At 53.6% G+C, this 20,959-nt stretch carries 25 protein-coding genes; 13 read left to right on the top strand and 12 right to left on the bottom strand.

Going from position 1 to position 20,959, the window contains the following annotated elements:
* Positions 1-22: 22 nt before the first annotated feature.
* Positions 23-1,303, bottom strand: a complete 1,281-nt coding sequence (gene urtA, locus ACR0DE_RS04670) for an urea ABC transporter substrate-binding protein (RefSeq protein ID WP_170392782.1) — start codon at positions 1,301-1,303, stop codon at positions 23-25.
* A 443-nt stretch (positions 1,304-1,746) separates the two neighbouring features.
* On the opposite strand from urtA, the gene ACR0DE_RS04665 reads away from it, so the two are divergent.
* The 9 genes from ACR0DE_RS04665 (at position 1,747) to ureG (ending at position 7,095) form a co-directional block, all read left to right on the top strand.
* A complete protein-coding gene (locus ACR0DE_RS04665) occupies positions 1,747-2,514 on the top strand; it encodes an urease accessory protein UreD (RefSeq protein WP_480752092.1) in 768 nt (255 codons plus the stop codon).
* Position 2,515: 1 nt separating this feature from the next.
* A complete protein-coding gene (locus ACR0DE_RS04660) occupies positions 2,516-2,818 on the top strand; it encodes an urease subunit gamma (protein WP_170392784.1) in 303 nt (100 codons plus the stop codon).
* Between the two features lie 14 nt (positions 2,819-2,832).
* On the top strand, positions 2,833-2,994 hold the full coding sequence (locus ACR0DE_RS04655; RefSeq protein WP_480752088.1) for a peptidase M23: 162 nt from the start codon (positions 2,833-2,835) through the stop codon (positions 2,992-2,994).
* Complete coding sequence (locus tag ACR0DE_RS04650; RefSeq protein ID WP_223117017.1) at positions 2,991-3,296, top strand: urease subunit beta; 306 nt, start codon at positions 2,991-2,993, stop codon at positions 3,294-3,296. Before ACR0DE_RS04655 ends, ACR0DE_RS04650 begins: the two co-directional genes overlap by 4 nt.
* Positions 3,296-5,005, top strand: coding sequence for an urease subunit alpha (ureC, locus tag ACR0DE_RS04645; RefSeq protein ID WP_480752083.1), 1,710 nt, complete (start codon positions 3,296-3,298; stop codon positions 5,003-5,005). Before ACR0DE_RS04650 ends, ureC begins: the two co-directional genes overlap by 1 nt.
* 121 nt (positions 5,006-5,126) lie before the next feature.
* A complete protein-coding gene (locus tag ACR0DE_RS04640) occupies positions 5,127-5,351 on the top strand; it encodes a DUF1127 domain-containing protein (RefSeq protein ID WP_170392788.1) in 225 nt (74 codons plus the stop codon).
* A 28-nt stretch (positions 5,352-5,379) separates the two neighbouring features.
* Positions 5,380-5,832 carry an urease accessory protein UreE gene (locus ACR0DE_RS04635; protein WP_480752081.1) on the top strand — a complete coding sequence of 151 codons (453 nt, stop codon included), beginning with the start codon at positions 5,380-5,382 and terminating at the stop codon, positions 5,830-5,832.
* Positions 5,816-6,469: an urease accessory protein UreF gene (locus tag ACR0DE_RS04630; protein ID WP_480752079.1), complete on the top strand. Its 654-nt coding sequence runs from the start codon at positions 5,816-5,818 to the stop codon at positions 6,467-6,469. Before ACR0DE_RS04635 ends, ACR0DE_RS04630 begins: the two co-directional genes overlap by 17 nt.
* The gene (gene ureG / locus ACR0DE_RS04625) at positions 6,466-7,095 is read left to right on the top strand and encodes an urease accessory protein UreG (protein ID WP_170392791.1); all 630 of its coding nucleotides are present in this window, start codon (positions 6,466-6,468) and stop codon (positions 7,093-7,095) included. The genes ACR0DE_RS04630 and ureG overlap by 4 nt, the downstream gene beginning before the upstream one ends.
* Positions 7,096-7,165: 70 nt before the next feature.
* Here the strand turns inward: ureG and ACR0DE_RS04620 are convergent, their stop codons facing one another.
* The 10 genes from ACR0DE_RS04620 to ACR0DE_RS04575 all read right to left on the bottom strand — a co-directional run bounded on the left by ACR0DE_RS04620 (position 7,166) and on the right by ACR0DE_RS04575 (position 15,378).
* Positions 7,166-8,278 carry a cytochrome-c peroxidase gene (locus ACR0DE_RS04620; protein WP_480752077.1) on the bottom strand — a complete coding sequence of 371 codons (1,113 nt, stop codon included), beginning with the start codon at positions 8,276-8,278 and terminating at the stop codon, positions 7,166-7,168.
* Between the two features lie 8 nt (positions 8,279-8,286).
* The gene (locus ACR0DE_RS04615) at positions 8,287-8,592 is read right to left on the bottom strand and encodes a hypothetical protein (protein WP_170392793.1); all 306 of its coding nucleotides are present in this window, start codon (positions 8,590-8,592) and stop codon (positions 8,287-8,289) included.
* A 68-nt stretch (positions 8,593-8,660) separates the two neighbouring features.
* Entirely contained in the window at positions 8,661-9,467 is an 807-nt protein-coding gene (locus ACR0DE_RS04610) for an amidohydrolase (RefSeq protein ID WP_170403577.1), read from the bottom strand.
* A gap of 21 nt (positions 9,468-9,488) precedes the next feature.
* Positions 9,489-10,355 carry a dioxygenase family protein gene (locus ACR0DE_RS04605; protein WP_170392795.1) on the bottom strand — a complete coding sequence of 289 codons (867 nt, stop codon included), beginning with the start codon at positions 10,353-10,355 and terminating at the stop codon, positions 9,489-9,491.
* A gap of 10 nt (positions 10,356-10,365) precedes the next feature.
* Positions 10,366-11,670, bottom strand: coding sequence for a TRAP transporter large permease (locus ACR0DE_RS04600; RefSeq protein WP_480752073.1), 1,305 nt, complete (start codon positions 11,668-11,670; stop codon positions 10,366-10,368).
* Positions 11,667-12,218 carry a TRAP transporter small permease subunit gene (locus ACR0DE_RS04595; protein ID WP_170392797.1) on the bottom strand — a complete coding sequence of 184 codons (552 nt, stop codon included), beginning with the start codon at positions 12,216-12,218 and terminating at the stop codon, positions 11,667-11,669. Before ACR0DE_RS04595 ends, ACR0DE_RS04600 begins: the two co-directional genes overlap by 4 nt.
* 30 nt (positions 12,219-12,248) lie before the next feature.
* Positions 12,249-13,322 (bottom strand): C4-dicarboxylate TRAP transporter substrate-binding protein, encoded by a 1,074-nt coding sequence (locus tag ACR0DE_RS04590; RefSeq protein WP_170392798.1) that lies wholly within the window; start codon positions 13,320-13,322, stop codon positions 12,249-12,251.
* A 35-nt stretch (positions 13,323-13,357) separates the two neighbouring features.
* Positions 13,358-13,813 (bottom strand): OsmC family protein, encoded by a 456-nt coding sequence (locus ACR0DE_RS04585; protein WP_170424878.1) that lies wholly within the window; start codon positions 13,811-13,813, stop codon positions 13,358-13,360.
* An 18-nt stretch (positions 13,814-13,831) separates the two neighbouring features.
* Entirely contained in the window at positions 13,832-14,497 is a 666-nt protein-coding gene (locus ACR0DE_RS04580) for a malonic semialdehyde reductase (protein ID WP_480752071.1), read from the bottom strand.
* Positions 14,494-15,378, bottom strand: a complete 885-nt coding sequence (locus ACR0DE_RS04575; protein ID WP_170392801.1) for a fumarylacetoacetate hydrolase family protein — start codon at positions 15,376-15,378, stop codon at positions 14,494-14,496. The genes ACR0DE_RS04580 and ACR0DE_RS04575 overlap by 4 nt, the downstream gene beginning before the upstream one ends.
* Positions 15,379-15,462: 84 nt before the next feature.
* Here ACR0DE_RS04575 and ACR0DE_RS04570 point away from each other — a divergent pair, with 84 nt between their 5' ends.
* The 4 genes from ACR0DE_RS04570 (at position 15,463) to ACR0DE_RS04555 (ending at position 17,237) form a co-directional block, all read left to right on the top strand.
* Positions 15,463-15,849 (top strand): YciI family protein, encoded by a 387-nt coding sequence (locus ACR0DE_RS04570; protein ID WP_170663027.1) that lies wholly within the window; start codon positions 15,463-15,465, stop codon positions 15,847-15,849.
* A 51-nt stretch (positions 15,850-15,900) separates the two neighbouring features.
* The gene (locus tag ACR0DE_RS04565) at positions 15,901-16,557 is read left to right on the top strand and encodes a GntR family transcriptional regulator (RefSeq protein WP_480615705.1); all 657 of its coding nucleotides are present in this window, start codon (positions 15,901-15,903) and stop codon (positions 16,555-16,557) included.
* 1 nt (position 16,558) lies between these two features.
* On the top strand, positions 16,559-16,738 hold the full coding sequence (locus ACR0DE_RS04560) for a hypothetical protein (RefSeq protein WP_480752067.1): 180 nt from the start codon (positions 16,559-16,561) through the stop codon (positions 16,736-16,738).
* 157 nt (positions 16,739-16,895) lie between these two features.
* Entirely contained in the window at positions 16,896-17,237 is a 342-nt protein-coding gene (locus ACR0DE_RS04555; RefSeq protein ID WP_370644314.1) for a dienelactone hydrolase family protein, read from the top strand.
* Positions 17,238-17,938: 701 nt separating this feature from the next.
* On the opposite strand, the gene ACR0DE_RS04550 is transcribed toward ACR0DE_RS04555, so the two are convergent.
* Positions 17,939-20,587: an AsmA family protein gene (locus ACR0DE_RS04550; RefSeq protein ID WP_480752065.1), complete on the bottom strand. Its 2,649-nt coding sequence runs from the start codon at positions 20,585-20,587 to the stop codon at positions 17,939-17,941.
* Positions 20,588-20,959: the final 372 nt, after the last annotated feature.

Genomic DNA, 20,959 nt, shown 5'->3' with positions numbered 1-20,959 from the left:
CAAACCCGCCTTGCGTGGTCTGTTAGTAGTTCGACAGGGTCTGAACGCAGGTCTTGGTCTCGGTGTTGTACATACCGCAACCCAGCTCTTTCCAATCCGAGACGAGCACAGCCGACTCCGGCAGGAAGTCGGTCCAGGCGTCACCCGGCACGACATCAGTCTCACTGATGATATCGAACTGGCCGTCTTCCTGAATCTCGCCGATCAGAACCGGTTTCGCGAGGTGATGGTTCGGCAGCATCACAGCGGTGCCTCCGGTCAGGTTCGGGAATTCCTGCCCATACATCGCGGCGCGCACGGCATCGACCTCGGTCGAACCGGCCTCAGTCGCGGCGTTTACCCACATGTTGAAGCCGATGTAATGCGCCTCCATCGGGTCATTGGTCACACGTTCATCACCCATGGTGGCTTTCCAGGTGTCCACAAATTCCGCGTTGGCCTCAGTATCCGCCGACTGGAAGTAGTTCCAAGCGGCGAGGTGACCGACGAGGTTGGTGGTGTCCAAACCGGACAGTTCTTCCTCACCGACCGAGAAGGCCACGACCGGAATGTCATCTGCCGAAACACCAGCCGCTGCCAATTCCTTGTAAAAACCAATATTGGCGTCACCATTGATGGTCGAGATCACACCGACTTTTTTACCATCCGCGCCCAGCGCGACCACGTCCGCCACGATCTTGGACCAGTCGGAATGGCCGAAAGGCGTGTAATTGACGAAGATATCTGCTTCCGCGATACCTTTTTGCTTCAAATAGCTTTCCAAGATATTGTTGGTGGTCCTGGGGTAGACATAGTCTGTGCCGAGCAGAGCGAATTTCTCGACCCCCAGTTCCTCCAGGAAATAGTCCGTGGCGGGGATGGCCTGTTGGTTCGGAGCGGCACCGGTATAAAAGACGTTTTTAGAGCTTTCTTCGCCCTCATACTGGACCGGATAGAACAGAAGACCGTTTAGTTCCTCGATCACTGGCAGAACCGACTTGCGGCTCACCGAAGTCCAATTACCAAAGATTACATCCACCTCATGGACGGTTAGCAGCTCACGCGCTTTTTCGGCAAACAGAGGCCAGTCAGAGGCCGGGTCGACCACGACAGCTTCAAGCTGTTTACCCAACAGACCGCCCTTGGCGTTTTGTTGGTCAATCAGCATCAGCATGGTGTCTTTCAACGTCGTTTCCGAGATCGCCATCGTACCGGAAAGCGAATGCAGCACTCCAACCTTGATCGTGTCTTCGGTCGACAAGGCGGCGGTGGCCATGACAGCAAATACTGCCGATCCGGCGAGTGTGGATTTGAGCGATTTCATGTGATCCTCCTGGCGGGGCCGGGAGAGAGGGCTTGCACAAAGGCACACTCTTCTTCTACCTGATCCCCGCAACTGTTGTTGCGTTCCGTGTGGCGGTTGTGTTCGATGTCCAATTCGCGCAGCCGTCACACACCCCCGGGTCATCTCCGCGGTGGCACCCATACGGTTTCTGCATCGCAGCAAGCTTGGCAACTTACCTTTAACCCAATTCGGAAAATCGGCGCGATGCGCCTATTTTTTCATCCAAGACCGAGGTCGCTGTCTAAAATTTAGCCGCGCGATGTCGAATTAAGCAGATTTCGACTCTGTAGATTAGTGTTCCGCCCCCTCAACAGAGAAACAAGTGGCACCAATCAAAGCTCCAAAGGTGCCCTATTACCCACGTTGCAGCCATATTGCCCACGCACAGTGCTATTCCACCGCGCGCTGCAGGCGCCGTCAGTTTGAGTACCAAGCAATTGGGTGACAGGACTGTGCTGAACAAGTTTCGCCAGTCCGGGTCTTATAAATGCCTGTTCCCCAGAACCAACACACCTGATCTTGACGCGGTTCTTCTTAACACGGCAGGCGGCGTAACCGGAGGCGACTCATTTCGACTTTCCGGTAAGGCAGCAAAAGGAACGGCGCTGACTTTGACAACACAAGCCTGCGAGCGCGCCTACAAGGCCAAGCCGCAAGAATGTGGCCAGATTACCAATCATCTGACTGTTGAGACTGAAGCCCGGCTGAACTGGTTGCCGCAAGAGACTATTCTGTTCAATGGCAGCGCTCTGGAGCGACGCCTGAAAATCGAGATGGCGCCAGATGCCGAGATGCTGATGGTAGAGCCGCTGGTCTTCGGCCGCATTGCGATGGGCGAGACGCTGACCGATATCCGTCTAAACGATCGGATCGAGATACGGTACCAAGGAAAAAAGGTGTTCCTTGACGCGATCCAGTACTCGGGTGATTGGCACAAACATCTGTCCAAACCGCATATTGCAAACGGCGCGGGTGCGATGGCGTTGATCGTCTTTGTATCGGGGTCAGCCGAAGGTCATCTGAATGCCATTCGTCAGATGCTGCCCGACACCGCAGGTGCGACTTTGATCCGCAATAACCTGTTGGTTGCTCGTGTTCTTGCCGAAAACAGCTTTGCCCTCCGTGGCACATTGATGCCGATCTTACGTCGGTTGAACAAAGACACGCTGCCTCGATGCTGGATGCTTTGACATGAACCTGACCCCTCGCGAAAAAGACAAACTGTTGGTCGCCATGGCCGCCGAAGTCGCCCGCAAACGCCTGGACCGCGGCGTCAAACTGAACCACCCCGAGGCGATCGCCCTGATCACCGATGCCGTGGTCGAAGGTGCACGCGATGGGCGTTCAGTTGCTGACATGATGCAAGCCGGGGCCGAGGTGATCACCCGAGAGCAATGCATGGAAGGTGTGCCCGAAATGATCCACGAAGTTCAGGTCGAAGCCACCTTTCCAGATGGCACCAAGCTGGTGACCGTCCACAACCCCATTCGCTGAAAAAGGAAACCAATATGACACGCATGCTTTTCCCCGCCCTGATCTTCGCTGGCCCGGCATCCGCCCATAATGGAACGCATATCCACGCGCACGGCACCGATTATGCGGCGATAGGCGTTGGGCTGGCGGTTGTTGCGCTGGCTGCTGTCGCGCTGATCACAAATCTGAACAAATGATCCCCGGGGAGCTGTTCCCGGCTGATGGTGAAATTACCCTGAACCCCGACACTGATGCGATCACTTTGATGGTCGCCAATACCGGCGACCGCCCGGTTCAGGTCGGCTCACACTACCATTTCGCCGAAACCAACCCGGCGCTCGACTTTGACCGAACTGCCGCGCGTGGCCTGCGCCTGGACATTGCGCCAGGCACCGCTGTGCGGTTCGAACCGGGGCAGGCCCGCGAAGTTTTGCTAATCCCGATCAGTGGTGCGCGCAGGGTCTACGGCTTCAATCAAAAGGTCATGGGGGCACTCTGATGCCAGCAAAAATCAAGCGCTCAGACTACGCCGCGATGTTCGGCCCGACCGCAGGGGACAAGCTGCGGCTGGCCGACACCGATCTTGTGATCGAGGTCGAACATGATCTGACCAGCTATGGCGAAGAGGTCAAGTTTGGTGGCGGAAAGGTAATCCGCGACGGGATGGGGCAATCTCAGACCACGCGCGCCGAAGGCGCTGTGGATACGGTCATCACCAATGCTCTGATCGTTGATCACTCGGGCATCTACAAGGCCGACGTTGGCCTGAAAGACGGGCGGATCGCCAAGATCGGCAAGGCGGGAAACCCCGATACACAAACTGGTGTCGACATCATCATAGGACCCGGAACCGAGGCCATTGCAGGCGAGGGTCGTATCCTGACGGCAGGTGGGTTCGACAGTCATATCCACTTCATCTGCCCGCAACAGATCGAAGACGCGCTGCATTCCGGCCTGACAACCATGCTGGGCGGGGGCACAGGTCCTGCGCATGGGACATTGGCCACCACTTGCACCCCCGGTCCATGGCATATCGGGCGGATGTTGCAGGCGGCGGATGCTTTCTCGATGAATCTAGCCTTTGCGGGTAAGGGCAACGCTTCGCTGCCTGCCGCGCTCGAAGAACAGGTCAAAGCCGGAGCCTGTGCCCTGAAACTGCACGAGGACTGGGGAACCACCCCGGCCGCCATTGATTGCTGCCTGTCGGTGGCCGATGCGATGGACGTGCAGGTGATGATTCACACTGACACGCTCAATGAATCAGGCTTTGTTGAAAATACCGTGGCGGCCATGAAGGGTCGCACTATTCACGCTTTCCACACCGAAGGCGCAGGCGGCGGCCATGCCCCGGATATCATCAAGATCTGCGGCGAGAACCACGTTCTGCCGTCCTCGACCAATCCCACGCGGCCCTTCACCGTGAACACGGTTGAGGAACATTTGGATATGCTGATGGTCTGTCACCACCTCGACAAATCCATCCCCGAGGACGTGGCCTTTGCCGAAAGCCGCATCCGGCGTGAAACAATCGCAGCCGAGGATATACTGCACGACATGGGCGCATTTAGCATCATCGCGTCTGACAGTCAGGCCATGGGTCGGGTCGGAGAGGTTTTGATCCGCACGTGGCAAACCGCTGACAAGATGAAGAAACAGCGCGGGCGCCTGCCCGAAGAAACCGGTGAGAACGACAACTTTCGCGTCCGTCGCTATATCGCCAAATATACGATCAACCCTGCTATTGCCCATGGGCTCAGCCACGAGATCGGGAGCATCGAGGAAGGCAAACGCGCTGACCTCGTCCTTTGGAACCCGGCCTTTTTCGGCGTGAAGCCCGAGATGGTTCTGCTAGGCGGCACCATAGCCTGCGCGCAAATGGGCGATCCCAACGCGTCGATCCCTACACCGCAGCCGGTTTATAGTCGGCCGATGTTTGGCGCTTACGGACGGTCAGTGGAAAACTCGGCGATCACATTTGTCTCGCAGGCGGCCCATGCGGATGGGATCGGTGATACACTGGGATTGGCAAAGCAAACCGTCGCCGTCCAAAACACACGAGAAATTGGCAAGCAGGATCTTCTGCTGAACAACGCGACACCGCATGTCGAGGTCGACCCGGAAACCTACGAGGTGCGAGCGGATGGCGAATTGCTGACTTGCCAACCCGCCGAAACGCTGCCGATGGCGCAACGATATTTTTTATTCTGATCAAAAAATGTGCTGCGTTGCGGCGCGTGCAAGGCAGCAATGACCAAATACGCACTTCTAAGTGAGGCCAATATGACAGATATAAAAACCCATGGGAGGACCAACGTTTACGAGGGTCCAAATGGCACACTCAGCAACACATACAAACACGCGCTTTTCGCTGGCCGGTTTAATCGTATCCATCGGGTCGTCAATTTACTCGGCCCTGATCAGCGTAGCCGAAGCTCAATCTCGCGTCCGGCAAGTCGAATTCCTGCAATCGCTCAGCGACGAAGAGTTGAAAAACCGCGGTCTGACGCGCGAACGGATCGTGCACCGAGTGTTCTCGGACTCAATCTGGCTCTGACTATTCCCGCTGCAGAGGAGGTGATGGTATGACCGCCCTGCTCTGTACTGCGCGCCAGTATTCGGATCACACGCATGGCGATCCGGCAGACTGTCTCTCGTTGACCTACGACGACCGTTTTTTGCGGCGTAAGGTTCTTACCTGCGAAAGCGGCGAACAGATTCTCATCGATCTCGCGCAAACGACCTCACTGAACCACGGTGGCGCGTTGGTTTTGGACGACGGTCGCGAAGTGGAAATACAGGCAGCACCGGAAGTGTTGCTGGAGGTAAAAGCACCGGACCTGACACGTATCGCCTGGCATATCGGCAATCGGCACACGCCTTGTCAGATTGAAAAGACTCGCCTGTTGATCCAAGTCGATCACGTCATCCGTGATATGCTTCTTAGAATCGGAGCAAAAGTGCGAGAGGTGAATGAACCATTCACCCCCGAAGGCGGGGCCTATGGCCACGGCAGGACCCATGGCCACACCCACTGACGCCGACATCCTGACGCTGACACAATGGTTGTCCCCTGCCTATCCTGTTGGGGGGTTTGCCTACTCTCACGGGCTTGAAGCTGCGATTGACGGGGGAACTGTCGCGAATTCTCGGGATACTGAAGCCTGGATTTCAGATGTGCTGGAACATGGCTCTGGGTGGAATGATGCCGTGTTCGTTGTGGCGGCCTTCAACGCGCATGACAAAGAAGAACTGATCAACGTCGATATCGCGGCGCGCGCCTTTTGTGCGACATCCGAAAGGCTCATGGAAACCGAGTTGCTGGGACAGGCCTTCGGAAACGTCACTAAAGGTGTCTGGGAATTGGACCTTGGGCAATTCACCTACCCCGTCTCGATTGGACGGGCTGCAAGACTTCAAAACCTTCCCTCGCAGCTGACGACCAAGATGTTTCTGCAAGCATTCGCAAGCAACCTTGTCGCCTGTGCGACGCGCCTTGTACCACTGGGACAGACCGATGCGCAGCGGTTGATCCGCCAGCTGACACAGTTGTGTGCCCAGATTGCTGAAAGGGCAAAAAAGGCGAGCCTGGATGAGTTAAGCTCTACCACATTCTTGGGGGACATTGCGGCCATGAAGCACGAAACACAGTATTCGAGGATTTTCCGCACATGACCAGTATGAACGGCCCGCTTCGCGTAGGTATTGGAGGCCCAGTAGGAGCCGGAAAAACCACTTTGACCGCCGCCTTGTCTGAAGCGCTGCGCGATGTCTGTTCGGTGGGAGTTATTACTAACGACATATATACGCAGGAAGATGCCGAAGCGCTGATGCGCATGCAGGTCCTGCCGCGGGACAGGATCATCGGCGTCGAAACTGGCGGTTGCCCGCATACAGCAATTCGCGAAGACGCCTCGATCAATTTGGCCGCCGTCGCCGAGATGCAGACGCGTCATCCGGATCTCGATATTGTTTTGATTGAAAGCGGAGGCGACAATCTATCAGCCACATTCAGCCCGGAACTGGCGGATCTGACCATCTACGTGATCGATGTCGCTGCAGGCGAAGAAATACCCAGGAAAGGCGGGCCGGCGATTACGAAATCAGACATCCTTGTAATCAACAAGACCGACCTTGCACCGCATGTTGGCGCTTCGCTGCAGGTTATGGAACGTGATGCGAAAATGATGCGTAAAGGAAGGCCCTTCTTGTTTTCGTCACTTCGTCACAGAAGCGGGGTCGACGCAATTGTGGATTTGCTTGTGAAAGGCGGAGGTTTAAGAATTTCGGAAGCGAATTAGTCCCAGAGACGAAGAGGCTAAGATAGCTCGCCAATTAGCCCATTCCCAAGCCCTTTACACCAGTGCTTTATTAAGAATCCTTGGAGAGCGTGACCAAAAACGCAACTAAGTCTGCAATCTCCTGCTCAGACAAATTCAATTCCGAAAGAATGGCTTCACCGTCGGCGTGCAGCCTTTCAGTATCAATTTTGCTGTAATGCCGTATCACAGATTTCAGATCATCTAAGCTGCCGTCATGCATGTAAGGAGCGGTTTCAGCCACTCCCCGCAGGCTGGGCGTCCGAAAGGTTCCAAAATCAGAATGGCTCCTGCGTACATTTCGCACGGCCCAGGCACCTTTCTTTTCCGGATCGTCGTTCCAGTCGCTGTCCAGTGTGTAGGGGCTTGAGAGTAAAATGATCAATCCTCCGAACCGACCTTGGTCAACCTCGGTTTCATTCAGAAAATATGGCACACCTGCGTCATGGAACTCGTTGTTGGAAAACCTCGGACCGTTGTGGCAAAATACGCATTTTCCGCGCCCTAAAAAGAGCTGAAGACCTCGCTGAGCTGCTTCGGGGTATTCCTTAGCCGCTGCAATATCTCGGCGCTCCAAAGCATCGCGAAAATCGTCAAATATCGTCCGGTCGGTGGCTAAGGTCTCCAAGTAAGCAGAAAGAGCTTTTGCAGTATTTACCAGAAAAAGTTCAGGGCTTTGATCCTGGAGGTGACCAAATATGGCTTCAAAATCATCAATGTAGGTACTTTCAGAGATAGCTATCTTTAGGCTTTCGGCACTATGCGCCATCTCTTGTTCTTCGATGATCGGATGCAGGCTGGCTGCCCAAAGATTATCGCTTTTGCCGCCCCAACCATACCAGCGCAGCCCGGCAAGGTTTCGCAGTGATGGTGTGTTTCGATTTAACAAATCACGACCGAGTGCCCGCGCCTCCGGCGTCGTAAATGCCTGTTCAGGATCATGACAACTTGCACAGGAAAATGCACCATCGACTGACAATACCGGATCGTTGAATAATGCCTGTCCGAGCTTGATTGCTCTGGCGTCTTTGGAAAATCTATTGCTTGGATCCGGCTGGAAGGATGGTGGCCACGGCCCAAAGGACAACGTTTGTTCAATTTCGTCTTCGGTCAACAAGACATCTGCACGTACTGCCCCGGTCAGAAAAATTAGCGCAGCTGTCATCCACAGCTTCATTTCAGCGCAATTTCTGACGTGTAGAAAACCGATTGGCCACTGACGTCGACATCGATTTGCAGCTCCCACAAACCCGGCATGTGAAACAACATATCATCAATTCGGAACACTCCGCCGTCCAATGCGGTAACCTTGGGAGTATAGTTCATACCATGTTGATGAGCGGGCATGATTGCATCCACACGCATTTGGCCCACAGCAGTTTCACTACAAACTGAAACCAACACCGAAAACGGTTGGGCCAACGGAATTTCGTCGACCGTCAGATAAACCTTGGGTGCGTTTTGAACTTCCGAATTCATGCGTTGCCCCGTCGCTTCACAAGCAACCGCCGCGCTGGACCATATAAGAAACCAAGCAGCGCAGTGGGTCATTCTGATACCAGCAAACGTTCTGCGTTAGCAAAGGCAATGTTGTCTGCGATCTGGTCCGGCAGCAAATCCAACCATTCACGCGAAAAATCGGCATGAGGGCCTACGTAGTACCAACGTTCAGGTGCGAACGTATCCGTACCGACCATGAACCTATCGGGATGGGCTTGGAACGCAGCCCTCCAATCCGGGTCGACACGGCCTCGCGAAACCATGTCCGAACGAAATGCCAGATCGGCCCATAGCCCGGGATAGATGTCTAGCGCATCGACCACACTGGCTGGATCGTCAAACCCAGAATGGGCCCACAATACCCGAGCTTCCGGCCATGTTTCGAAGATCAAATCAACGGCCTCGCGATCACCATGGTGGTGCAGGATTAGGTTCCGCTCTTTCGCCAGTGCAATCATACGTTGGATGACCGGCGTTTTGATGTCATCTCCGTAAGCGTGAAACTCGCCGATGGCCTCGTAGTTGTTTTTTGCCAGGTTTGTTTCCAGATACTCGATTACAGTTTCATCGTGCATCCAGGTGTTGATCTCACCGCGACGACGATAAGGGCGAAGCGCCGGAACAACGATGTCCGGTGCCACGGCCAACAATAGCTGAGTGCCATTGTCATCCGAGCTGGAAATCAGCGCTTTACGCACGCCTGCATCTCGAAGGATTTCGGCCACCTGTTCAGGTGGAACCAGTTTGACGGCATCGTGGCTGTAGTGAATATGTGCGTCAAAGATCGGTCGCTGTTCTGCGACGGCGGTACTGCAAAATAACGCCGCACTTAAAATGGAGATATGTTTCAGCACCTTAAGCCTCCTCAATATCATTCAGACCCTGGCAAGCGTCACGTCGAAATTCACGTGCAAGAAAGGTTCGGCGATCTTACCAGAAAGCTCCATGCCATCGGGAAATTCTGATGCAGGTCGTTCAACATATGTCATTACCAGATCGTCCCGAACGCCAAAGACAGTATCCTGATCTAAATAGGGATCATTGTCCGGAAAAATCTCCGTCACGAGTGAGCGATACCCGGGGGCTTTGACGATAAAGTGCAAGTGTGAGGGCCTCCATGGATGGCGACCACAAGCGCGCAGAATATCACCGACTGGCCCGTCAGACGGCACGGTGTATTCAACTGGCTTAACTGTGGTGAACGCATATCTGCCATCATCGCCAACTGACATCAGCCCGTGGAAAGAGTAGGTGTCCTGTTCTTCATCCTGACTGGCGTAGAGGCCGTTGGGTGCCGTTTGCCAGATATCCAGTTCTGCCCCGGCGATAGGGTTACCTTCGGTATCGCGGATCACGCCCTCTGCAAGTAGAACCGGCCCGCCGTAGTGACGCTTCATATCGCCACCGATTGGCAGCGGGGGGGCGCCCGAGACGTGAAATGGACCTAAAACGGACGAACTGGTCGCATCGGCACTGGAATGCAGCATATCAACCAATGACGACAGGCCCAACACGTCCGAGGCTAGCACGAATTCATGCCTATCCTCGGTTTCCACCGCAGCGCAGCCTTCCAGAAACGCAATCCCGGCCCGCCACTCGTCATGCGTCAGGTTGGTTTCCCGCGCAAAGTCGTGGAGGTGTTTGACCAGGGAGCCCATGATTTCACGCATCCGTGGATCAGTATCTTTGGACAGGTACCCCATGAAGACGTCGGTGATATTGTCTTTGGTGACAGAGCGCATCTTGTCCTCCTTAAATCAGGGCAAGGCTGAGGATCGGGAACTCGATCAGAATGAACAGAACGATCAGCATCACGAACGCAAAGGGAAGCGCGCCCATGAACACGTCCTTAAGTGATATGCGGTCATCGTTAATCGTGGATTTGATAACGAAGCAGGATATACCCAAAGGTGGTGTCAAAAGACCGATTTCAGCCCCGACCACGGTGATAATGCCAAACCAGATCAGCGACATATCAAGCGCTTCGGCCATGGGCAGGAACAGCGGTACCACAATCAGAATGATCGACGCGGTATCGAGCAATGTTCCCAGAAATAGCATCAACAGAACATAGAGCAGCATGATCGACCAGAAAGATGCGGAATTCCCCGCAAGCAGATCCTGCAGTTGATTGGGCAGCCCGGCCAGCCCCAGCATGCGGCTGTAGATTGAAGCGGCTGTGATCAGGAACAGGATCGCGGCTGTGATGTGACCGGTTTCCAGCAACGCGTCCCAGAATGCGCGTGGAGACATCGACTTACGGGCAGCCGCGATGATTAGCGCAACGAGAGCTCCGGCGGCCCCAGCTTCTACGGCAGTCAACCAACCTGTGTAGATACCACCAAGGACGATGGTAATGATGAACAGTGTCGGCAGTGTTTTGGAGGCTATCTCGCGCCCTGACATCCACTCGGTGTCTTCGACAACGCGGCCACCGACGAATGCTGGGGTGAAACGGCCCATAACCCAAATCGCGCCTACATAAGCGATCGCCAGCATGATCCCCGGAATAACGCCCGCAAGGAACATGTCCCCCACAGATTGCTCGGCGACAAAGGAATAGATGATCAGCATCGCCGAGGGCGGGATGATCATCCCCAAAACCGAAGACCCGGCGACCACGCCAACAGCAAAGCGCGGGTTGTAAGCTTGCGCCATCATTTGCGGGACCGAGACCTTGGTGAACACGGATGCGGAGGCTATTGATGACCCAGTCACTGCGGCAAAGACGGCGTTGGCTCCAACGGTTGCCATACCGATACCGCCTTTGACCTTGCGAAATCGCATGGTCATGACCTCGTAGATGTCCCTGCCCAACCCGGCTTTTGAGACAATGAGCCCCATGAAAGTAAACAACGGGATGGTTGCGAAGCTGTATTCCATCGCGCTGTCGCCGACCGCCACTTTCAGCAGGTTGAGCGCAAGCGTGAAATTGTCCCGCATCAGCCAGATCGACACGAACGAGACCACGCCCAATGCGATGGGAATGTAAACGCCTGCGTAAATCAGAAAGACGATGGCTATGACCGAGATCAGGCCAATCTCAATCGGCGTCATTCTGCGGCCTCGTCATGTTCAGGTGCGCGAATTAGATGCGGGCGGTCCTGCGCCGTGACAACCTTGAGCAGGAAGATCACGCAGGCAAGCGCAGTACCGCACGCGATGACCAGTTTGACCGGCCACCATGGCAGAGTAAAAAGACCCGGAACTCCGAAGTAGTCCTGTGTCTCCCACATATGCAGGAACTCGGGAAAGGTTACATAAGCAATCAGACCCATGAAGATTGCGGAGATGGCATTGATAATGCGCCTCAGGTTGGCCGTTAGCCCAGGACGGCGGTGGTGTAGCAGGTTCAGAAACCCGTCCGAGCGCGTCAGCCGATCCACTCTGACTACGTCGGCCAGCTGCAAAAAAACGATCATCACGACCGAAAACTGCACCATTTCATAGGTGCCACGCAGAGGTGCCGAAAACAGACCGCGCGCAATGACGTCGACATTCAGAATGACCACCAACGCAAGGACGACAAGCGTACCCAATGCGTTGGCGGCGATAGCAAGCGAATTGGCGACCCGCGACAAGCCAGCAACTGCGGTCTTCAGCATGAAAGGCCCCTTTCGTGGATCGCCAGACTGTTACTCGGCTGTCCAGTCACGCACTCCGGTAAAACCGGCGTCCTGCAGCTTGCCGAGATAAGCGGCCAGTATCGCGTCGCCTTGTTCACCGTTCTCATTCAGTGTGGCTGCCCATTCCTGTGCTACATTTGGCATTGCGTTGGCCCAGGCCGCTCGGTCTTCGTCCGAAACTTCGACAATCGTCCCGCCGGCTTCGGTGTATGCGTCCCTTGAGGCCGCAGCCCGGTCCATAGCGATGCCAGCCACATGATCACGGTAGTCAATTGCGACGGCCTGCAGAACGCCTTTGACTTCATCCGGCAACTTTGCCCAATAGTCAGAATTCACTGTGATCGTCTTGGAGTTCACGGCACCCAAGTCAGCTTTGAGCATGTAAGGAGCTACTTCGGCGATCTTGAAGGTCTTGGCTGCTTCAGGCCACAGCATCGCACAATCAACAAGGCCGGTTTGCAGCATATTGTAGAAATCGGTCAGGCCACCACGAACCCCCGCTGCATCTTTGATACCTTCGAGATATCGGAGGTTCAGTCCCGCCCCTGCCACTTTTCGGCCTTCCAGATCAGAAACAGCCGAGACCGGCTCTGTACAAAAAACCTGATACGTATCGAGTACTACACCGGTCGCCAGATAGACTTGGTTCTGCGCAGCGAACTCATTTTGCATCGCTGGGTATTCGCGCGCGATCTCATCCACGGCTTTGGCTACCGCGCGAGAGTCCGATGACACGAACGGGGTCGACCCCGATATCCCCTGACTGGGCAACTTGGACGAATGGAAGATAGTTGTGACAATGCCGATGTCGCCAAGGCCAAGCTGGATCCCTTCCAGCACGCCCTTCGGCTTTACGATCGAACCGCCATAGTTCTCTTGCCAGTTCATCTTGTAGTTGCCGGAGTCGGCCAGCCGCTTGTCCACTTCTGGAATGAAGAAGTTGGTGAATTCTTTCACCCACAAGGCCCGATCGGGATAGCCATCAATCACGACGGCGGAAATGGTCTCTTCTGCTGCAAGAGGCAACGCCATGGTGCCTGCCAGAGCAAATCCCATTAGGCTGCGTTTAGTCCAGTTTTTCATTTCTCTCCTCCCAGAAAGTCGGGTCCTGTCGATTTTTATTGGTTGGTTTTGACCCAGTTGACGGTCAGGTCCGTGCCTGCCGCTTGAAACAGTTTTGCGATGGCGCAATACTTGGCTGTCTCCTCGCCCACGCGTGTCAGATCCTCCTGACTGGCGGGCGTATCGCACTTCACAGTGAGTTCGATTTCGGGAAACGGAACATCGATCTCCTCTTCCATCAGGACACCGCGCCGATCCAGCCTGCATTTCGCGTCGATTGTCACGGTGCCAAGATCAATTCCCAAGCGGTGCGCATTCTTGTGCCCGATGACATTCGTGCAGGCGATCAGGGCTGCCATTGCGGCTTCAGTCGGAGACGGACCAAGATTTGTTCCGCCTCGTTCGACAGGCTCGTCGATAATCACGTCCAGATCGCGAATTGGGATCTCGGTGCGCGCGTGTGTCGGGCATTGAGCTGTCGTACGGTAGGTCACGACAGGTTTCACTTTCATCGCCACAGCGTCACCTCCTCATGCATAAGAGCAAACCTTTTCGAATGAGAAGCGAGGCAGCTTGTGAAACAATCCTGTTTCGTCTGCGTAGCCCAGATTGCAAAGAAAGTTCGACTTGAGCGTCGTGCCCGCGAAGAATTCCTCGTCGACGATCTTGTTTGAAAAGCCAGACATGGCGCCGACGTCCAACCCAACCGCACGCGCGGCGATCATGAAGTAAGCGCCCTGAAGCGTTCCATTGCGAAACGCTGTATCGGCTACATATTCGGGATTATTTTCGAAAAGTGGCCGTCGATCTTCGTGCGGGAAAAGAAAAGGTAATTCCTTCCAGAAGTCCATGTCATAAGCAATGATCGCAGTGACCGGCGCATCCATCATCTTTGGCACGTTCTTCGGCTTTAACGACTTAGCTAGGCGCTCTTTTCCTTCCGCACTTTTAACGAAAACGAAGCGGGCGGGCAGCGTGTTCATGCTGGTCGCGCCGTTGATCGTGATGTCATAGATCTCTTCAAGCAATTCGTTAGAAACAGCCTTGTCGGTCCAGGCGTAATGAGATCTGGATTCGCGGAGGATCAGAGCAATTGCGTCGTCTGAAAGACGTGGGATGCGCTCGCGCAGATCGCGATGATCTTGCTGCGCCTTTGCGCGAAGTGCCACCAGCTCTGCCCCGGTTGGTGCGCTCATGCTGCGGCCACCTTAGTCTCGGCGTCCTTTTCGTCGATGACGGGGCTGGCGCATATGCCGATGCCCTCAATCTCGACCTCGACGGTTTCACCCGGCTTCAACCAACGTGGATTGGGCTTTTTGGCGTGACCAACACCCGGCGGCGTACCCAACGCAATCAGATCACCGGGCTCGAGAGTGGTATATTCCGAGATCGTGGCGATGACCTGAGGGACCCCCCAGATCATGTTGGCGGTGTTCGAGCTTTGCAGGATTTCGTCCCCCACGCGGCTTTCGATTTTCAGGCCGGATGCTCCCTCCGGCAAGTCTTCCGGCGTTACAGTGAAAGGGCCGATCGCGCCTGTGTCATCGAAGTTTTTGCCGGGCGTCCATTGAACGGTTTTACGCTGGTAATCCCTCAGCGACCCGTCGTTAAACACGGTGTAGCCGAAGACATAATCCAATGCGTCCTCTTCCGAGATATGACGGCCGCGTTTTCCAACGATCAGCATAAGCTCGGCTTCGTAGTCGAGTTTCTCGGAACAGGTCGGCCGCACCATAGGTTGCCCTGCCGCCATGATCGAATTCTTCCCACGCATAAACAGCGTCGGATACTCCGGGATATCATACCCGCCTTCCTTGATGTGGTCCGTGTAGTTCAACCCCATGCAAATGATCGTTCCGGGAGCGGCAACGGGCAATGCCGGAGTGATGGAAGACACGGGCACACTGTCTGCCGCGTCAATTTTGGGGGCAAGTGAGTCGGCCAGTTCAGGCTTGGCTATCAAACCCATCAAATCCGAACCGACGACAGGGTTCAAAGCCGTTAGATTCACTGCGTTTTCACCGTTTACAGCAAAAACCGCTGTGCCATCCAAAGTCTCTCCCACCAGGTATTTCATTTTCACCATCCATGTCAGTTCACTTGATTTTTGCCGACTATTTTGCAATATGTCAAATAATATCGATATTTTTGGAGGACGCAAATGGTTGCCTGGGCGAACTACAAATCAGAAGCAAAAAGCCGTGGTGCACTTGCTTTGGAACTCTACGTAGTACTCAGCACGCCTGCCAAAAAACCCGAAGATGTAAAGGCGTCGCTATCTGACCACCTGGCCTATCAGGCACAGCTTGAACGCGCGGGACAGCTGGCTTTTGCAGGGCCAATGTCGGATGAGACTGGTGAGCACATGCAAGGAATGGGCCTGATTATCTATCGTGCTGACAGTCTTGAGGCTGCCCGAAAACTGGCCGAGGACGATCCGATGCACCAAAGCGGTGCGCGCGAATTTGAACTTCGGCGCTGGATGATCAACGAAGGCTCGCTGAGCCTTTCAGTTGGCCTATCGACTGGAACGAGTGCCCTCAGTTAAGAGCAATCAAAAGTTTTGCCGCGAACAAAGGAACGGTCGGATATGGACGCCATGCTTGATACTGAGGGTAAAGAGACATCAGCCACGCATGGCGCGTATCGAAGGCTGCGCGACATGATCTTGACCGGAGAATTACCTCCGGGACAAAAACTCAAGATCGAGCAGCTTCGGGGGCTTTTGGACACCGGCGCTAGTCCGGTTCGCGAAGCGCTTAGCCTTTTGACATCGGATATGTTGGTCGAGCGGATTGATCAGCGCGGATTTCGGGCAGCACCAGTCAGCAAGTGTAACTTCGAAGAAATACTCCTGTTGCGATGCAACCTCGAGGAAACAGCGCTGCGCGCTTCCATCGTCAATGCAGACGGAGCTTGGGAGGACAGGCTAGTCTTGCGTCACCATCATATGAAAAAGGCCAGTCAAAAAGGCGCGCCTGACTTCGAAGACGCCCACAAAGCGTTTCATATGGCCTTGTTGGAAAATGCAAAACTGCCATTGCTGCTACGGTATTGCTCGCAGCTATACGACCTGAACATTCGCTATCGCTATCTGGCGGCTGGCGGTTCGAGCTACAAGAAGCGGGACATTGCCGCTGAGCATCAGCAAATCTTGGACGCCGCACTAAATCACGACGCGGACAGCGCAACTCGGCACCTAGTTGATCACTATCGTCGAACAGGCGAATACCTGAGTAGTCAGATGGAGCCCTGAAATGCAGCGGAATTGGTTTCTGGGTGATCAATTGAACCAATTTCTGGAGCGTACTGAAATAGGCGTGGCCAAGATGACAAACGGTCCATTGCCGAACTATGTGAAGCGCTATTGTCTGCCGAAGGTGAAGTATCAGGTTTCACTCTCGCGTCTACGATCCTACGGCGCTACCACACCCTGAATGATACGGAGAAACTAGACTTTTTTGTCTAGTTGAATGACCAACTTGAGTTGGATGCGGCTCAACTTTCTGCGACAGCCCGCATCTACGCCAGTGATCAAAGTGTCAATTTTTATCAAAGGCTTAGTGAAGTTTCAGAGCCAGGGCGGGATGAGTTGTGGGTTTCTTCTATGGCAGTGGTGTGGTCAGCGCAATTGCCGTGGCCTCCCCAAAATTGGCGGCGGGCGTGCCATTCTATGGTCGCCAGCCAGCAGTTGAGGATGTGGCCAAAATTCAGGCACCGTTGCAGATTCAGATGGGAGAGCTTGATGAGCGCAGCAACGCAGGTTGGCCGGATTTTGAAGCCGCCCTGCAATCCAACGAAAAGGTTTACCAAGCCTACATCTACGATAATGCCAACCATGGTTTTCATAACGACAGCACGCCTCGTTATGACGAGGAAATGGCAAACCTAGCCTGGTACCGCACCATTGATTGGCTCAACACTTATCTGAAGTAACTACAGTGTACGGCGAAGCGCGCATTGTGTTTTAATCGCTTCGTCGTAACCCTCAGTCTACCGGTGCCGATTCATTTTAAGCTCCAGTAATCTATCTTCCATGATCAGATAGGTCGAAAGGAACGCTTGGCTACAAGGCTTGGGAAAAAGACATCATCGCTAAAAGAAGCCTTCATTGGCGGGGTACAAAACCATTGGTTGTTTACTAAAAACGTCGAAACACGAGCGTCCTGTGGGAGTTATGTGAGGCGTTCTCTGGTTGAGTGGTCGACTCGTCAGAGTATAGCCTGCACAGTCACCTAAGCCTGAATGCTTGCTACTTAAGTTCGCCGGATATCCCTCTCACCTGCTGCGAATTTCCGCATTCCGCCCGAAGTAATCCCAAAAGATGAAGTTGAATTGGATACCTGATGAAAGAAGTGAGGCGAAAATGGCAAGGTTTTGTCACTGGTGGCAGAACTATGTGTCGTTCACGCTTAACTAAGCGATTGATTTTACTTTAGCTGCCATTTCAATAGTGCACACGTTTTTCCATTTGCGTCTCAAAGTCCTTCCATCATGTCGGCTGAACTCTAAGAGAGTTTCCATTCAACTAAAGTGTGGAATACATCGAGAGAAAACCCAAAGCAAAGATCGCATCCTGAAAGCGATGTCATTCTTTTTGAACTTTATTTGTGTTCTTTTGTCGACTGCCTTCGCCACTACTGCAGTTGTAAAATATCCGGAACGCAGAGTTTTCTTTTTGCCGGCATTTTGTCCGCACCATCCGATCGTTTCAGTCGCTTGGGACCGTCTTTTACCTTGATCTTCGGCTTCGCTAGTGGGCCTTTCAAGGTCACGGGCCAGGGGCTCTTCGACAGAGGTTCGCCAATCTTGCGGGGCTGCAGGTTTAAGTCCAAAACCTTGCCCGCCACATTAACACCGCCAAAGACGACGACTTGGACATGATCTGTCTCCAATGTGGTTTGTTTCGTCGAAATACTTCCATTTGAAATACTAATCGGTGCACGCAAACATACGATCGGAGCAATCTTTTGTTTCTCTTTGGTAAACACCCAAGGTAGTATCCCTAGCCCTGCCAGATCCAAAAGCTGGGTCTCGATCGAGCCGTCACGCATTGAGACCGTGGCATTGCCGTTCATGCTGTTGGCAAAATGCTTAGGTGAATCGGTTCCGCCGGTCACCGAAAAATCTGCATAGATGGTACCGCTTGCGCCCTTTTTGAAGTTCAGGTTGTGAAGAATTTCATCCAGCTGCCAGCCGCCTGCTGTGCCGGTCAGCGTGAGCAGATGCGCGTCGTTCGATAGATCCATTTGTCCGCTGACATCGAAATGAGCACCTCCGTATTCAAAATTCAAAGGTCCGGCCTTGAGTTCATTTTCGTTGAGCGTCAGTTCACTCTGCAAACTGCTGATGCCTTTGGCACCCTCTATGTGCCGAAGGTCAACGTCGACATCCATATCCATACCGGACAAGAGAATTGAACGCCCAATAGGTTTAAGCGTTACATCTCTTAGAGGGCTAGTGTCGCCGGATTCTTCAATGACGTCTTCCTCGTCGGGCTCTGGACCACCAATTTTCCTCAATTGTGCAGCGGCCTGAGCGATGGTTCGGATCTGATCTATCTTTATCAAGTCACTCTCTATGGAACCCTGCAGTACAGGATCACTCGTTGCATCATCAAGATCGGCCATAAATTGCAGGACAGAGTCGGCAACCTTGACTTTCGCATTCGCATCCCAATCGGTTCCTTCGCTGGCAAGGCCAATTTCAAAGATAGCCTGTCCAGTTTCCACCCGTTCAAGCGATAGGGCTTCTAACAGGTCCGCTCCGGAGGGGACTTCTACTTGAATTGCCAAGTCCAGGTTCTCGAATTTGAGCACATTTTTGACAGAGCCATGCACCTCAAGGTTCCAAAGTTCCGTTTCGCTTGTCTGGCCATCCAAATTTGTCAGCGAAAGCTGATTGATGTCGCCGTTCAAATGAAAGTTACCAGAAAATCGACCAAGTTGATCATCCGGTCCCAGAAGCTCTGGTGAGATCAAGCTGCTTGCGGGTATATCCATTAACCCGTCGGCTGATATGCCTTGTAATTGCAACGCGTCTTCGACCGAACCGTTCAAAATGATAAATGGATCAGCAGGGTTCCCAATTCTCAAATTGATGTTTCCAACACTCAAGGCGCCTTCGGGTGTTCTGGAAAGCTCGGAAAACTTAATCGGGGGCGGCCCTTCACCAGAGGTATCCAATGTGAACCCGTTGGTTTCAATGACCATTTGCCGCTGCGGGACCTGCCCGGGTACGCTATCGATAACCATGTCAACTGCTATTAGTTTTAGATCATACCGCGACGCGGCTGGGGCGGGTTCAGCATCTTCAGGGTACAACCGAATGCGGGTTGTCAGGGATACGTCTTCTGGGTTTCCCAACTCTCCGATTTGTCCCGTCAGCGAAAGGCTTTGCCCACCATCCAATTCAGTCAATACAGCCAGGTCATCAATCCGGGCTACGCCGTCGACTGATTTGAATGTTGCACCAATGCTTCCTGAACCCTCCAGAACGCGATTGAGTTTCAGGATATCAAGAAGCTGACCAAGTTCGGCAACCTCTATGGTCGTATTCACTTGTAGCCCGTTCTCTTGAGGGACTTCTTCGACGGCAATCGCAATCTGTTCGAAGTTCACAGCGACCTGAAACGGGTCGTCCGCGGGAATGCTCGCGTTCAGATCAAACTTCGCTCCATTTAGTGAACCAGCCCCAACCGCGGTCGCAACGTCGGTTTCCGTATCACGCTTTAAAAACAGCTCAGGAAGCTGCAGATCCAGCACAAGCCCGTTTAGATCGTTCTGGTAAAGAACGGCAACATCGGTCAGGTCAATTTTTTGGTCCGTTAGGATTCCAGCCACAGGCAGGTTTGCAGGTTTGGCCGGATCCCCGGCTTTAGCGCCCGTTTGGGAAGTGGACTGCCAGTTTCCGACACCGTCTTTGTCCGTGATCAAGTTGAGGTGAACACCCGAGAGAGAAAGCTCACTCAGCGACAATTTGCTGTTCCAAAGGTCGCGGGCGGAAATATTGAACTCAAGTTTGTCGATTGCTGCCAGATTCGCTTCGGTCTTGATCGCGCCGGGTAGTACCAATCCCGCTGCGGATACCTGCAGTTGCCGACCAAGGCCTAGACGCACTTCATCTTCTATTAACACGTCCTGACCAAGTTTCTTCGAGATCAGGTTTTCAACAAAAGTGGTTCTGACAGAAGAAAACAACGCAGAGGACAGGAAAAGCCATGCCACAACAACCGCGACGAACGCGACAGCGCAACAAACCATTACACCTTTTGTGATGAACCGCACGCTTTTCTCCTAAGGTTCTGATTCCTTTCTTGGGCAGACTAGACCATTAAAGCATCATGTTAATGGAATATGTGGCTTCTTATTTTGCTGAACCCTAAATGACCTTGACCATTTAGCCGACTTCTCTTGCGGAATTGGTCGGGCGGCCAAGAAACGGTTAAAGGACTAAATTTAGGATGTGCTGCTGATCCAGTTTCAAAATAGCTGGCTTGAAACGCGTTTAACGTTTCATAAACGAGCACATTGCATTAGCTTTGACGACTGCGCCTGGACGCCCCAATTAAACTAGACGCGGTTAAAATGCTTCAATTTCCCACATCCATCTAATTACTGTTATATGTGAATTCTTCAAACGACGGGGACACAATGAAT

The organism is Ruegeria sp. C10 (assembly GCF_056537805.1).
Note: the sequence above shows the minus strand (reverse complement) of the source record. Positions and strands in the feature narration are given on the sequence as shown.

Excerpts from the sequence above, each read along its gene's own strand:
- ACR0DE_RS04585 (WP_170424878.1), bottom strand. The coding sequence starts at position 13,813 with ATGAAAGTGAAACCTGTCGTGACCTACCGTACGACAGCTCAATGCCCG.
- ACR0DE_RS04660 (WP_170392784.1), top strand. The coding sequence starts at position 2,516 with ATGAACCTGACCCCTCGCGAAAAAGACAAACTGTTGGTCGCCATGGCC.
- ACR0DE_RS04600 (WP_480752073.1), bottom strand. The coding sequence starts at position 11,670 with ATGACGCCGATTGAGATTGGCCTGATCTCGGTCATAGCCATCGTCTTT.
- ACR0DE_RS04655 (WP_480752088.1), top strand. The coding sequence starts at position 2,833 with ATGACACGCATGCTTTTCCCCGCCCTGATCTTCGCTGGCCCGGCATCC.
- ACR0DE_RS04580 (WP_480752071.1), bottom strand. The coding sequence starts at position 14,497 with ATGAGCGCACCAACCGGGGCAGAGCTGGTGGCACTTCGCGCAAAGGCG.
- ureC (WP_480752083.1), top strand. The coding sequence starts at position 3,296 with ATGCCAGCAAAAATCAAGCGCTCAGACTACGCCGCGATGTTCGGCCCG.
- ACR0DE_RS04565 (WP_480615705.1), top strand. The coding sequence starts at position 15,901 with ATGCTTGATACTGAGGGTAAAGAGACATCAGCCACGCATGGCGCGTAT.
- ACR0DE_RS04630 (WP_480752079.1), top strand. The coding sequence starts at position 5,816 with ATGGCCACACCCACTGACGCCGACATCCTGACGCTGACACAATGGTTG.
- ACR0DE_RS04635 (WP_480752081.1), top strand. The coding sequence starts at position 5,380 with ATGACCGCCCTGCTCTGTACTGCGCGCCAGTATTCGGATCACACGCAT.
- ACR0DE_RS04575 (WP_170392801.1), bottom strand. The coding sequence starts at position 15,378 with ATGAAATACCTGGTGGGAGAGACTTTGGATGGCACAGCGGTTTTTGCT.
- ACR0DE_RS04605 (WP_170392795.1), bottom strand. The coding sequence starts at position 10,355 with ATGCGCTCTGTCACCAAAGACAATATCACCGACGTCTTCATGGGGTAC.
- ACR0DE_RS04595 (WP_170392797.1), bottom strand. The coding sequence starts at position 12,218 with ATGCTGAAGACCGCAGTTGCTGGCTTGTCGCGGGTCGCCAATTCGCTT.
- ACR0DE_RS04590 (WP_170392798.1), bottom strand. The coding sequence starts at position 13,322 with ATGAAAAACTGGACTAAACGCAGCCTAATGGGATTTGCTCTGGCAGGC.
- ACR0DE_RS04620 (WP_480752077.1), bottom strand. The coding sequence starts at position 8,278 with ATGACAGCTGCGCTAATTTTTCTGACCGGGGCAGTACGTGCAGATGTC.
- ACR0DE_RS04615 (WP_170392793.1), bottom strand. The coding sequence starts at position 8,592 with ATGAATTCGGAAGTTCAAAACGCACCCAAGGTTTATCTGACGGTCGAC.
- ACR0DE_RS04570 (WP_170663027.1), top strand. The coding sequence starts at position 15,463 with ATGGTTGCCTGGGCGAACTACAAATCAGAAGCAAAAAGCCGTGGTGCA.
- urtA (WP_170392782.1), bottom strand. The coding sequence starts at position 1,303 with ATGAAATCGCTCAAATCCACACTCGCCGGATCGGCAGTATTTGCTGTC.
- ACR0DE_RS04640 (WP_170392788.1), top strand. The coding sequence starts at position 5,127 with ATGGCACACTCAGCAACACATACAAACACGCGCTTTTCGCTGGCCGGT.
- ACR0DE_RS04650 (WP_223117017.1), top strand. The coding sequence starts at position 2,991 with ATGATCCCCGGGGAGCTGTTCCCGGCTGATGGTGAAATTACCCTGAAC.
- ACR0DE_RS04560 (WP_480752067.1), top strand. The coding sequence starts at position 16,559 with ATGCAGCGGAATTGGTTTCTGGGTGATCAATTGAACCAATTTCTGGAG.
- ureG (WP_170392791.1), top strand. The coding sequence starts at position 6,466 with ATGACCAGTATGAACGGCCCGCTTCGCGTAGGTATTGGAGGCCCAGTA.